Annotated in this window: 7 protein-coding genes; all 7 read right to left on the reverse strand. The window is 76.7% G+C overall.

The annotated features are described in order from the left end of the window. Positions 1 to 141: 141 nt before the first annotated feature. The 7 genes from IF99_RS0104540 to IF99_RS0104570 all read right to left on the reverse strand — a co-directional run bounded on the left by IF99_RS0104540 (position 142) and on the right by IF99_RS0104570 (position 12,087). A complete protein-coding gene (locus tag IF99_RS0104540) occupies positions 142 to 570 on the reverse strand; it encodes a CU044_2847 family protein (RefSeq protein ID WP_030995016.1) in 429 nt (142 codons plus the stop codon). A 151-nt stretch (positions 571 to 721) separates the two neighbouring features. After that, the gene (gene fxsT / locus IF99_RS0104545) at positions 722 to 3,727 is read right to left on the reverse strand and encodes an FxSxx-COOH system tetratricopeptide repeat protein (RefSeq protein ID WP_030995017.1); all 3,006 of its coding nucleotides are present in this window, start codon (positions 3,725 to 3,727) and stop codon (positions 722 to 724) included. A 125-nt stretch (positions 3,728 to 3,852) separates the two neighbouring features. After that, the gene (locus tag IF99_RS0104550) at positions 3,853 to 5,349 is read right to left on the reverse strand and encodes an aKG-HExxH-type peptide beta-hydroxylase (protein WP_030995018.1); all 1,497 of its coding nucleotides are present in this window, start codon (positions 5,347 to 5,349) and stop codon (positions 3,853 to 3,855) included. Then, entirely contained in the window at positions 5,346 to 6,593 is a 1,248-nt protein-coding gene (locus tag IF99_RS0104555; RefSeq protein ID WP_030995019.1) for an FxsB family cyclophane-forming radical SAM/SPASM peptide maturase, read from the reverse strand. The genes IF99_RS0104550 and IF99_RS0104555 overlap by 4 nt, the downstream gene beginning before the upstream one ends. 307 nt (positions 6,594 to 6,900) lie before the next feature. Then, positions 6,901 to 7,080: an FxSxx-COOH cyclophane-containing RiPP peptide gene (gene fxsA / locus IF99_RS0104560; RefSeq protein ID WP_030995020.1), complete on the reverse strand. Its 180-nt coding sequence runs from the start codon at positions 7,078 to 7,080 to the stop codon at positions 6,901 to 6,903. A gap of 157 nt (positions 7,081 to 7,237) precedes the next feature. Beyond that, a complete protein-coding gene (locus tag IF99_RS0104565) occupies positions 7,238 to 11,035 on the reverse strand; it encodes an SAV_2336 N-terminal domain-related protein (protein ID WP_030995021.1) in 3,798 nt (1,265 codons plus the stop codon). Between the two features lie 5 nt (positions 11,036 to 11,040). Next, complete coding sequence (locus tag IF99_RS0104570) at positions 11,041 to 12,087, reverse strand: AAA family ATPase (protein WP_051703368.1); 1,047 nt, start codon at positions 12,085 to 12,087, stop codon at positions 11,041 to 11,043. Between the last annotated feature and the right edge of the window lie 62 nt (positions 12,088 to 12,149).

A 12,149-nucleotide genomic window follows, 5' to 3' on the forward strand; every position in this document is an offset into this window, starting at 1 on the left:
CAGGAGCCGGGGGTGCGGCCCGGCCCCGGGTTCAGGGTGCCCGGGCTGCCCGGACGGGAGTTCCGGGGCGCGTGCGTGGTCTCCTGGCCGAGGACGCGGCGGCACAGGGTACTCCCGCGCCGGGCTCGCGCGGGGCGGGCGTCAGGACGCTTCCGCCGGGGGCGGGGCGGTCCTCTCCTCGCGGGCCTCCGCCTCGGTGAGCGCGGGGGCGGTGCGGCCGGGGGCCCAGCGGAAGGTGAGCTGGAGCTGCGCCTCCGCGGACGACTTGGCGAGGCCGACCGTGCCCCCGGCCTCGACGCGGATGGCGAGTTGGAGCTCGACCTCCTCGGGGCGCACCGCGCGGCCGAGCGACTGGAAGCGCGCCGCGGCCTGCCGGGCACAGCGCTCGGCGAGGTCGAGTGCCTCGCCGTAGGCGTCGCGGACGACGGTACCGACCCGCTCGGCGCCGTTGCCCCGCGCCCGTACGTCGTCCCACAGGGAGTCGCTCTCGCGGGGCGCGGGCACCCCGGTGTCGACGAAGATCGGGATGTCCTCGTCCGGCGTGCTTCCTCGTCCGGTCGCTTCCGCCATGCTCTCCCCCTCGTCTCGCACGCCGCGCGTGCCTCGACTCGATTGTCCCGCAGGGGAGTTGACATCGCGCCCGCCCGCGGAATGCTCCTGACGGCGACGGGCGGCACCCCGGGGCCGCCGCCCGCGCCCCCGGGTCCGCCGCCGCGCCGCGTCAGGTCGTCTGCGGTTCGAAGTCCCAGAAGGGGCGCTGCCGGGAGCGGGCCGCGACGGTGTGGACGTGCTGCGGACCGAGCGTCTGGGCGAGGTCGTCGAGCGCGGCCGCCTCCTCCTTGTCGGCGGCCTCGCGCTTGCGCAGGGCGCGCAGGTCGGCGGCGTGCGCGATGCGCGCGCTGAGGGTGAGCGGGTGCGTGCGGCCGAGGGACTCGGCGGCCTGCACCGCGGTCTTCGCCGTGAGGCGTTCCGCGCTCTCGACGTCGCCCAGGACGTTGCGGATCGCGGCGGTGTTGACGGCGCAGCCGAGGGACCACGGGTGCCAGGTGCCGACGGCGCGTTCCATCGCGGCCAGCGCCTCCTCGCTCATCTCCAGGGCCTGTTCGCGCTCGCCGAGGTTGCGCAGGATGAGGGCGAGGTTGCCGCGCACGCCCGCCGTGTAGGGGTGCGCCTCGCCGAGGGTCGCGCGGTAGGCGAGGTCCACGCGCTCACCGGTCCTGCGCGCCTCGTCGATGTCCCCGTGCTCGCGCAGGTAGGAGCTGAGGCTCGCGAGGAAGAGGAGCGTCGTGGGATGGCGGCCGCCGATGACGCGTTCGCAGCGTTCGACGACGGAGGCGAGCGCGACCCCGGCCTCCTGCCGCTGGCCCTGGCGGTAGCGGCCCATGGCGAGCCCGAACTCGGCCCGCAGGGTCTGCGGGTGGTCGGCTCCCATGACGAGCTGGTTCTCGCGGACGCTCATCTCCAGGTTGGAGCAGGCTTCCTCGTTGCGCCCGAGCAGGCGCAGGTCGGTCGCGTAGGAGATCTCGGAGAACAGCGTCCAGGGGTGCCGCCTGGCGAGCAGCCTGCGGCGGTCCTCCAGGATGCGCCGGTCGATCGCGAGGGCGCCCTCGTAGTCGCCGAGGAGGCGGAGCGAGGCCGCGACGTTGTTCTGCGCGCTGAGGTAGCGGGAGTCCTCGGGGCCGACGAGTTCGCGGTAGGTGCCGGCGAGCCAGACCGACAGTTCCCTGGCCTCCTCGAAGCGCCCGAGCCCGCGCAGGTCGGCGGCGAGCCCGCCGGCCGCGCGCAGGTGGTCGAGGTCCTTCTCGCCCTTGGTGCGGCGCAGGAACTCGACGGCGGGGCGCTCGATGCGCTCGGTGGGGCCGTACTCGCCCAGGGTGCGCAGCACGTTGGCGTAGTGGTGGGTGACGTCCCAGACCCGGGGGTGCTCGGCGCCGAGGACCTCGCGCCAGGTCTCCAGGGCGCGCTGCCCGAAGGTCCGCCCGGCGTCGTACTCGCCCGAGAGGTACATGTACCGCAGGCAGTTGAGGACGAGGCGCTGGACGTCGGCGTCCGTGCTGTGCAGGACGTCGGCGTACTTGAGGTGCGGGACGATCTCGGCGTAGCGGGGCCAGTTGCGGGTGTCGGTGGGGCGGCCGGGGTCGGCGAGCGCGAGGGCGCGCCGCACCGTGTCGGCCAGGCCGACGCCCTCCTCCGCCGAGATGTCGCTGTGCACGATGTGATGGACCATTCGGTGCAGGTAGAGGGATTCTCCGGACTGGGCGTCCTCGGTGGCCCCTTCGTGGGACTCCAGGCGGACGACTGAGTACTGGCGCAACTGGTTGACGGCCCGGTTCCAGCGGAGCGGGTCGTTGAGCAGGCCGACGAGCTGTTCCGGCACGCCCTTGGCGGGCAGGTCCCGCAGGAACCAGACGGGGACGAGGCCGGGCGCGAAGTACGTGCACAGGCGCAGCAGGTCGATGGACTCGGGCACGGTGTCCCGCAGCCGGTTGAGCAGTATGCTCCACGCGGTCTGGAACGCGGCGGGGAAGTCGGCGGAGACCTTGACGACGCTCGTGTCGCCGCCCTCCTCCAGCAGTTCGATGTACTGCTCGATGGAGATGTCCGAGTCGTTGAGCCAGCCGGCCGCCTGGTCGAGGACGAGGGGCATGTCGCCGAGGGCCTCGGCGAGCCGGTCGGCCTCCGCCTCGTCGAGGCGGGGGGCCCGGCGGCGGATGAAGGCGACGGACTCGTCGCGCGCGTAGACCGGTACGTCGAGCAGCCGGCTGTTGTGCTGGCTCCAGTCGGTGTTGCGGGAGCTGATCAGGACGTGCCCGGGCCCGGTCGGGAGCAGGTCCCAGACCTCCTCGGGCTCGTCGGCGCCGTCGACGACGATGAGCCACTTGGCGTACGGGTCGCCGCGCCGCAGCGCGTCGAGCGCGGCGCGCAGCCGCTCGCCGTACTCGTCGCCCGTGCGCAGGCCGAGCGCGGTGGACAGCTCGGCGAGGCCGCGCCGGTAGGCGCCGCGGTTCTCCGCGCTGATCCACCACACCACGTCGTACTCGGAGCCGAAGCGGTAGACGTACTCGGCGGCGAGCTGGGTCTTGCCGACGCCCGACATGCCGTTGAGGGTGAGGACGCCCGCGCCCTCACCTGCCTCGGAGAGGTAGTGGTACGCCTCGTTCAGGAGCGGCTCGCGGCCCGTGAAGCGGGTGTTGCGGCGCGGGACCGCGCCCCAGACCTCCGGGGTGTCGAGGGGGAAGCGGGGGCCCGGGGTCGCGTGGACGCGGGCGGGGAGGCGGTCGGCCGGGAGGCCGAGGCTGAGCAGCACGCGGCGCTCGGCCTCGCGCTCGCCGATCCCGGTCAGCTCGGAGGGGGCGAGCGCCGTGGTCGCGGTGGGGAGGGTGCCGCTCGCGACGCTCACCGCGGCGAAGCGCCCGCGGTGCGGCGGGACGACGTGGCGCAGCGCGGTGTTCCACTCGGCCGGAGTGCGGGGGCCGAGCTGGAAGTACCAGTCGCTGAGGATCAGGAGGACCTTGCCGGGGGCGAGCGCCAGGTCGGCGAAGCTCGTCTCCAGGCTCTCGGTGACAGGAGGGTCCCAGCGCTGGAAGGACACCTGGTATCCGCGCAGGTTGAGGCGGTGACCGATCCAGGCCGCCCAGGCGCGGTTGAAACCGGCGAAGCTGATCGTGATCGGTTCGGTGGCCGACGGCCGGGCCGCGCCACCGCTCGTGCCTGTCCCCGTTGTCATGCGACACCCTCCCGGCTGCGTCCCGGCCCCGCGGCGCCGGGCCCTTCGCCCTCCCCGCGGCGCTCACGCCGCGGGTGGTTCGATTCCACTCAACGTACCGTGCGGTGAAGCCTTTTCACGAGCCGTCAGGAGCCTTCGCGGGGACCTTTCCCCGCTGTTCGCCCGTACGCGTGAACGGCACCGCGCTCCCGCTCCCGGTGCCACGCCTCGCGCTTGGTGGCGACGTAGGCGCGGGCCCGCGCGAGGTGCCCGGCGGGCGGTGCGGTGCGGGACAGTTCGAGGTGCACGGCGACCATCCCGTCGGCGAAGGAGCGGCCCTCGGGGGTGAGCGCCTCGGAGCCCACGACCTGGGGCAGCGCTGCGGCCACCATCTCGTGGCAGCGGGCGTGTTCCGCCCAGGCGTGCTCCCGCTCGGGGCCCTCGGGGCCGCGGAGGGCGTACGCCTGCCACCAGTGGGCGAGGGCGAGGTGGCTGTAGACGCCCTGGAGGAGGCCGTCGAAGGGGCGCGGGTCGGGGCGCCAGGGGGCGAAGTAGAGCGCGGCGGGGCCCGCTTCGTGCAGGTGGGTCAGCTCGCCGAGCGCGGAGAGCTTGGCGTGCCCGAGTTCGTGGACGAGGAGCGCGGCGAAGGCGACGGGGCTCGGCGGGGCGCTCGCGAGGACCACTCCGAAGGCGTCCTTGCGGGTCGCGCTGCAACTGCCCCCGGCGGGGTCGCCCGCGCGGCTCACCGGGGTCCGCAGCGGGACGAGGGAGTGGAGCAGTTTCGTGGCCTCGGCGAGCCGGTGCGGTCCGCCGAGCGCGAGGAGCGGGGCGGTGCCCGCCCAGCTCTCGTACCAGGGCTTGCGGCTCGTGTCGTCGAGGGTCACGGGCTCGGTCAGCGAAGGGTGGCGCACTCCCGGCGCGGCGCGGTAGGGCCCGGTGTCGTCGAGCGGCACGGGGCGGGCGCCGGGCGCGAGCGGGGGCAGGGCGTGCGGCGGGAGCCAGGCGGCGTCGGCCGACCAGGAGCCGTGCCCTCGGCGGGTGAAGACGGTGACGGGCCGTTCGCCGCGGGGCGTGAGCCGTATCGCACCCTCGGTGTGCGCCGCCGTGACGCGCACGGGCCGCGGGCCGGGGAGGCGCAGGGTGCCGATCCCGGGGAGGGCGAGGGAGCCGTCGCGGGCGGTCAGCTCCGTGGTGACGGGGAGTCCCGCGGCGACGGCGGCGGCGAAGGCGAGCGCGCCGAAGTGCGCGAGGCCGAGGTCGCGGTCGCCCGGGGCCGGTTCGCGGGCGGTGACGGCGGCGAGGGTCTGGCGGGCCCAGGGGCCGGTGAGGGGGTGGAGGAGCAGGGCGCGGACGTGGGCGGCGGCCTCGGGGCTCTCGGCCTCGGCGGCCTCCAGGAGGGCCCAGTCGGCGGCGGCACGGCGGCGTTCGGCGGGCGCGACGCGGGCCGACGAGGCGTCGGTGACGGTGTCGAGCAGCGCCCGCAGCAGGAGGAGCCTGCGGTTGGCCTGGTCGTGGAGAAGGTGGTCGAGTGTCGCCTCGCCGCCCTCGGTCCTGGCGAGTTCGCCCAGCACGGCGGGCGGGACGGCGGACCGGAGGACGGAGGGGCCCGAGGGCGGTACGGACGGCGGGACGGCGCGCGTCATCGGCTGGCTCCTGGGACGGGTGCCGGCCGCGGCTCGCCGGGCGCTCCCCGCGCCGCCCGGTCCAGGGCGACCGCCACGTGGCGGATGAACTTCTTCAGGTCGGCGCAGTACACCGAGGGGTGGGCGAAGCCGCCGCCCTCGCGGTAGCGGTGCGCGTAGTGGCCGCCGCCGCAGACGGTGAGCAGCGGGCAGGCGCGGCACTCGGCGGCGAGGGCGGCGGCGCCGGACTGGCGGGCGCGGACGCCGGGGTGGCGGAGAGCGGCGTCGAAGGAGTGGGCGAAGACGTCGAGTCCGGTGGCCGCGGCGCCCTCGTAGGCGGATTTGAGGGAGTCGACCTGCTCGATGGCGCCGTCCGTCTCGACGACGACGGCGGTGAAGGGATCGAGGCCGAGGGACTCGGTGGCGGCGGGGTGGCCGAGGAGGAGGGCGAGGCACTCCTCGAAGAGGCGTATCCGGGTGGTGCGGCGCGGGGCCTGCCACCAGGCGTCGAAGACGGCGCAGAGCCAGTCGGCGTACGGCGTCGGACCGCCCGCCGTACCGCGCGCGCCGTCGATGCCGGGCGGCGGGGCCGACCAGTTGCCGTGCGGGAGGAGCAGGTCGAGCGCGGGCGGCCCCAGCGCGACGAGCGAGGTGTACAGCTCGACGGGGTCCGTGAGCGGGTCGACGACGGTGAGGACGCCCGCGTAGGCGTCGGGGTGCGCGGCGAGGAGCCCGGCGGCGCGGCGGGCGGCGCGGAAGGAGGGGCGTCCGGCGTGGTCGACACGCCGCCGGTTGTGGGCGGGCGCGCCGCCGTCGAGGCTCAGACCGACGCGGATACCGGCCCCGCCGAGGGCCCGTACGGCGGCCTCGGTGAGGAGGGTGCCGTTGGTCTGCACGGTGACGTGCACGGCGCACCCGGCGGGGACGGCGGCCCGGACCTGCTCCGCGAGGGCGACGAGCGGCGCGGCGCCGCCCAGCAGGGGCTCCCCGCCGTGCAGCACGAGCGAGACGGCGGGCAGCGCGTGCGCCGCCGCGTGCTCGCCGATGCGCCGCGCGGTCCGGGCGCGCACCTCGGGCGAGGCGGTGGCCGGGCGAGCCCGCCAGCTCGTGTCCGGGCCCTCGTAGAGGTAGCAGTAGCGGCAGGCGAGGTTGCACCTGCTGTGCGTCTTGAAAATGAACTGCCGGAAGGGGTACGGGGCTTCGCCCGCTTCCCCGCCGCCGTGCCGGTGCCCGTGGTCCGGCGCGGGGGGAGTCGTCGCTGACACTGCTCGCTCCCCCAGGTCCGGTCGAGGGGCGGTCCCGCGCCCCGTGTGGTGGGTCTCCCGCTCGCCGTGCGGGGCGAAACCTCGTGCGGGCCCGATGTCCTGTTCACCGCGCCGCCCGTCCGAAACCGGGATCAAGCGCCGTTCCGGGAGGGGGCCAGGCGGGGAGCGGGGGCCGGCTCGTTCCGGGAGCGCGGGCGCGGCGGCGAGCAGGGGCCGGTCCCTTCCGGGATCGGGGGCCGGGAGCCGGTCCGCCAGGGGCCTGGTCCGGGAGCGGGCTCCCGGCTCACCGTGGAGGCGAACTCGCCTCTCACATCGCGTTGTTGAACCCCCACAGCATCTCGCTCGAACTCCCCGCCCGCTCCCGGAGCCCGTCGAGCACGTCGCTCAGGACCGGGTGGTCGAGGGCGCGCAGGGCGCGCAGGTCGAGTGCGGTGAGGTCCGGGAGCGCCTCGTCCTCGCCGGGTGCTCCGCTGCTGTCGTGCGTCATGGGGTTCCCCCTCGTCGATGCGGCTCGGTGCGGAGCGGGACGGCGCTGTCCCGGACCCGGGCGCCCTGCCCCGCCCCGGTCGCCCCGGCCCGTCCGGACGACGGCGGCGGCCTGCGAAGCGGTCCGCGCGGGACCGGCGGCATCGCGTCCGCACCGGTCAGTTCGCGGGCCGGTGCGCCAGGTCCTCCAGCTCCTGGGCGGTCTGCCGGGGGGTGGGTTCGCCCATGGCCTCCATGCCCGTTGGCAAGCGTTTCCATTCCTCCAGGGCGGCGAGGTAGGCGGTACGGGCCGCGCGCGGCTGGGCGGCGCCCGCGTAGTCGCGGCCCAGCCAGTGGTGGGCCTGGGCGGTGCGCGAGACGGCCGTGGCGCGGTCGAGGTCGCTCGTGGCCTCCTCCTGGGCGCGGCGCCCGGCGCGGGCGGCGGCGCGGAAGACGTCGGCGGCCTCGCCGTACCGGGCGAGGCGGCTCGCGCCCGTCGCGGCGAGCAGGAGGCACTGCCCCCACTCCAGATGCGCGGTCGCCGCCGTCAGCGGCTCGCGCAGGCGGCGGGCGGCGAGCCCGAGGTGGAACTCGGCCTCGCGCAGGTCGACGCGGTCGCCCGTGAGGTGGTGGCGGTGGACGAGGGCGCGGCCGAGGAGGAGTTCGCGGTGCGGCGCGGCGCTGTGCTGGCTGCCCGTCTCCGTGAGGCAGCTCCGCAGCACCTGGACGGCGCGGTTGGCGCGGGCGAGCCGGGCCGCCGGGTCGCCGTCGCCGAGCCGGGCGCGGTCCAGGAGGGTCTGGCCCCACTCCGCGAGGAGGCGCGCGTGCGCCGCGCTGTCGCGCGGGATGCCGGGGAGCGCCTGCCCGAAGTGCTCCGCGGCGGCGTCGAGTTCGGCCGGGTCGGCGTGCTCGGCGTAGCGGGCGCGGTGGAGGCGGGCGGTGCGGGCGAGCAGTTCGCTGCGGTGGCGGGCGCGGGCCCCGGGGAGCGCGGTGGCGAGCCTGCGGGCGGCCTCGGCGAGCCCTTCGGGGCCCGAGGCGAGGAGGGCGTCGACGAGGTCGAGGACGACGGCGGGCCTGTCCTCGGGACGCAGGGCCGACTCGTCGTCCGCCGGGGGCGTGACGTCGAGCGCGGTGCGCAGCGAGTGCGCGGCGCGGCGGGCCCGGACGCGGCCGTCGGCCCCGGCACCCGCGAGCCCGGCGAGGCGCAGGAGGAGCCGCCCGTGGGCGAGGGCGAGCAGGGCGGGGACCCCGTCCTGCTCACCGGTGCGCGCGTCGGCGAGCGCTTCGAGCATCCCGACGCCGCTCTGGAGCAGCGAGCTGTCCCCGCTGAGGCGGAACTGGCTCTCCAGGACGCCGACGCGCTCCAGGGTGAGCCGCAGCGCGTGCGCGGGGTCGAGCCCGGGCGCGGCGCAGGCGGCGGCGTACTCGCGTTCGGCGGCGCGCAGCAGGTCGAGCGCGTCGGCCCGGGAGCCCTGGCGGCGCGCGTCCTCGGCGAGCGCGGCGAGGACCTGGGCGAGGACGGCGCGGTGGGCGGGCGCGCGCGAGGCGGCGACGGCGGCCTCGGCGTGGCCGCGCGCCTCCTGGAGCATCGCCTCACCGCGTTCGACGCGCCACAGCCGCAGCAGCGTCGCGGCGCACGTGGCGAGGAGTTCGGGCGCGGGCTGCTGCTGCTGGCGCACGGCGCTGCGCAGGAGCTGGGCCGCGTCCATGAGGGACTGGACCATGCCGTGGCGCTCGTACTCGGCGACGAGTCCGTCCGCGGCGCCGAGCGCGGGGGGCGGCAGTCCGCCGTCGCCCGCGGGGAGCGGTGACACGGGCAGGAAGCGCCGCAGCACCTCGGCGGCGACCTCGGCGAAGGGCTGCGGTACGCCCCCGGAGCCCCGCGCGGCGGACTCCTCCTCGTCCCCCGCGCCGCCCGGCCCCTCGTACGCCGCGTCCCGCGCGCCCTCGTACCCCTCGCCGCGTGGGCCCGGCTGCCGGTCCCGCCCGGCGAGGGGCGGCAGCGCGGGGCCGCCGTCGAGCTGGGCGAGGGCGAGCGCGGGGAAGTTCGGGCCGCCCTTGCCGAAGTGCTGGGTGACGTACTCGGAGCAGTGCTTGAGGATGAGCGCGGCCTCGTCCCTGCCGAGCGGGCCGAGGAGCGCCTCGCGCACGCCGGGCGCGAAGGTGTACCAGGGCCCGGTCGCGGGGTCCTCCTCGCTCTGCTTGAGGAGTCCGCCGAGGAGGACTTCGGCGAGTTCGGCGGGCCCGGAGCCGGGGAGCATGGTGCGCTGCACGAGTTGCATGACGGGCAGCGAGAGCGGGGCCGCGGCGAGGTGGGTCGCGAGGCGGCCGGCGAGCGGCGAGGCGGCGGCGCGGAAGCGGCTCACGCGCTGGAGCGCGGGCACCTCGGCGCTGTGCCCCGGCGCCGCCCCGGCGGGCTGGTCGGCGCGGACCCAGCCGATCGCCCCGGTGACGGCGGCGCCCCCGCGCCCCGTCATGAGCCGCGCCCAGGAGGCGAGGGCTGCGGGGACGGGCGGGACGACGGGGACGGGCAGCGCGTCGGACGAGGGGCGCGTGGTGCGTTCGGCGACCTGGAGGCGTCCGGTGCCCGTGCGGGTGAGGCGGCCGAAGACGACGGGGAGCCTGGTGCGGTTCCACAGGCGCTGCGGGAGCGGCTGGAGGACGGACACCGGTCCGGAGCGGGCGAGGCGGTGCAGCATCCGGTGGCCCTGGCCGGTGCGCCACAGCTCGCCCGCGCAGTCGCTCACGACGAGCGTGAGGCTGCGCCCGGTGGGGTCGGCGAGGCGTTCGGGGGCGTAGCGGGGGCCCTCGCCGGGCGCCGCGGCGAGGGCGAGCGGCGCGGCGGCGTCGGCGCCCTCGTGGAGGTAGTGGCAGCGGATGCCGGCGAAGGCCCCGAGCTGCGAGAAGACCTGCCGCAGCTCCTCGAACATCCGCTCCCACACACGCATCGAGGGCGAGGCGTCGAGAACGAGGTGGAGGGTCGCCTCGTGGCGCTCGACGCTGCGGTAGACGGGGAGGACGAGGCCGCCCGCGCGCGCGGAGAGTTCGGCGGTCGCGGTCTCGTCGAGCACCTTGCGCCGCCGGGTGCCCGCCGTGCGGAAGCGCTGGAGGGGGCGCAGGGCGCGCTGGAGGTCGAGCGTGGAGCCGAAGGCGGGCGCGGCGGGCACGCCGACGCGCAGCCCGGGGCCGTCCGCGCTCCCGGCGCGCCCGGTGTAGAGCCCGACGGTCCCGCCGGTCCGCGTCACTCCCTGCGCGGGCCTCTTCCGGGGCGGCTCGGGGGGCGCGGGGGGAACGGGCCCCCCGGGCGGGGGCGGTACGGGCGGCACGTCGCTCACGGGGGCGCCCCGCTCCCCCGTCCCGCCCTCGGCCGGGGCCCCGCCGATGCGGCCCGCGAGCCACAGCGCGTCGCCGAGTTGTTCGGCGTCGGGGTCGAGTCCGGCGGTGCGCAGGGTGAGGACGAGGGAGGAGAGGGGGGACGGGGCGGGGCTGGAGCGCGGTGCCCGGGGCGTACCGTCCGCCGGGGGCGTGTGGTCCGCCCGGGAGAGGCCGTCCGCCCGCGGCGTGCTGTCCGGCCGCGAGGGGTCGGCGAGCGTCGGCGGTTCGTGGGGCGTCCCCGGTCCGGATGCCGCACCCGCCTCACCGGCGGCTCCCGGTTCGTCACCCGCCCCCGTCTCACCGGTGGCCCTCGCCTCACCGGTAGCCCGTGGATCACCGGCTGCGGAGCCGGTGCCCCACCGGGTCTCTCCGGCCTCCGGCGCGTCCCCCGTCGTCGAGTGGCGCCCCGGGGGCCGGGCCCGCCCTCCGGGGCCCTCCAGTGGCTCGGCCCCCGCCCCGTGCTCGCCCCTCGGCCCGTGGCCCGTCCCTGGCCCCCGTGCCGTGCCCCGCCCGGAGAGGGGGAACGGGTGCGGCAGGGGGCCGGGGCCGTCCGGGCCCTCGGCGTGGTCGTCCCCGTGGTGCGGCATGGCGAAGTCGCGCATCGGGGTCACCTCGGGCGGTCGAGTCGCTGGATGAGGAGCTCGGCGAGGCGGTCGCGGTCGAGTCCGGGGGCCGCGCCGGTGAGGTGGATGGCGTTGAGGAGCTGGTCGGCGGCGAGGAGTTCGGTGTGCGAACGCTCCAGGAAGCGCGTGATGAGGTCCTCCGCGTCGCGCTCGCGCTCGCGGCCGAGGTGGGCGCGGACGAAGTTGGCGAGGCGTTCGTGGTCGGGACGGCCCAGCTCCAGGTGGATGCAGCGGCGCAGGAGCGGTGCGGGGAAGTCGCGTTCCTCGTTGCTCGTGAGCACGACGAAGGGGAAGTGCGTGCAGGCGATCCTGCCGTCCTTGACCCGCACCTTGCGGCCGTCCGAGGTGAGGACCTCGGCCTCGTTGCCGGGGAGCCGGTCGGCGAGCCGCTGGAGTTCGGGGATGACGAACTCGCCCTCCTCCAGGATGTTGAGCAGGTCGTTGGGGAGGTCTATGTCGCTCTTGTCCAGCTCGTCGACGAGGAGGACGCGGGGGCGCGCGGAGGGGAGCAGCGCGGTGCCGAGCGGGCCGAGCCTGATGTAGTCGCCGATGCGCTCGGGGGCGCCGGGCCCCCCGGCCCCGGCCCCCGGGTCGTGCGCGGCGATCTGCACGTCCTGGAGACGCGCTATCGCGTCGTAGTGGTAGAGCCCGTCCTGGAGCGAGGTGCGGCTGACGATGGGCCAGCGCAGGACGTCGCCGAGGCGCAGTTCGTCGGCCACGGAGTGCGCGAGGGAACTCTTGCCGACGCCGGGGCCGCCCGTGACGAGGAGGGGGCGGCGCAGGTAGAGCGCGGCGTTGATCACTTCCAGTTCCTCGGCGCCCGGCCGCAGCGAGACCGCCTGGGCGCGGTGCGCGCCGAGCCTGCGGGTCTCGGCGCCGCCCGGTGTCTGGCTCGCGCGGTGCCGGAAGTCGCGCCACGGCGGCGGGGCGGGGAGCCGGTCTATGCCGTCGTGGGGTTCCCCGGCGCCCCGGTAGACCAGCCACTCCCCGGCGACGGGACCGGGTTCCTCGGACACTGCGGCCTCACTCATGATCGGCTCCCTCGTCACTGGTCTGCGGCGTCGCTCGGTCGTCTCGTCTCGTCGTCGGGCCC

The organism is Streptomyces sp. NRRL F-5630, assembly GCF_000719475.1.
Classification (GTDB): Bacteria; Actinomycetota; Actinomycetes; order Streptomycetales; family Streptomycetaceae; genus Streptomyces.

Bases quoted from the DNA above. Each gene is read 5' to 3' on its own strand.
- IF99_RS0104570 (WP_051703368.1), bottom strand. From the start codon at position 12,087: ATGAGTGAGGCCGCAGTGTCCGAGGAACCCGGTCCCGTCGCCGGGGAG.
- IF99_RS0104540 (WP_030995016.1), bottom strand. From the start codon at position 570: ATGGCGGAAGCGACCGGACGAGGAAGCACGCCGGACGAGGACATCCCG.
- IF99_RS0104550 (WP_030995018.1), bottom strand. From the start codon at position 5,349: ATGACGCGCGCCGTCCCGCCGTCCGTACCGCCCTCGGGCCCCTCCGTC.
- IF99_RS0104565 (WP_030995021.1), bottom strand. From the start codon at position 11,035: ATGCGCGACTTCGCCATGCCGCACCACGGGGACGACCACGCCGAGGGC.
- fxsT (WP_030995017.1), bottom strand. From the start codon at position 3,727: ATGACAACGGGGACAGGCACGAGCGGTGGCGCGGCCCGGCCGTCGGCC.
- fxsA (WP_030995020.1), bottom strand. From the start codon at position 7,080: ATGACGCACGACAGCAGCGGAGCACCCGGCGAGGACGAGGCGCTCCCG.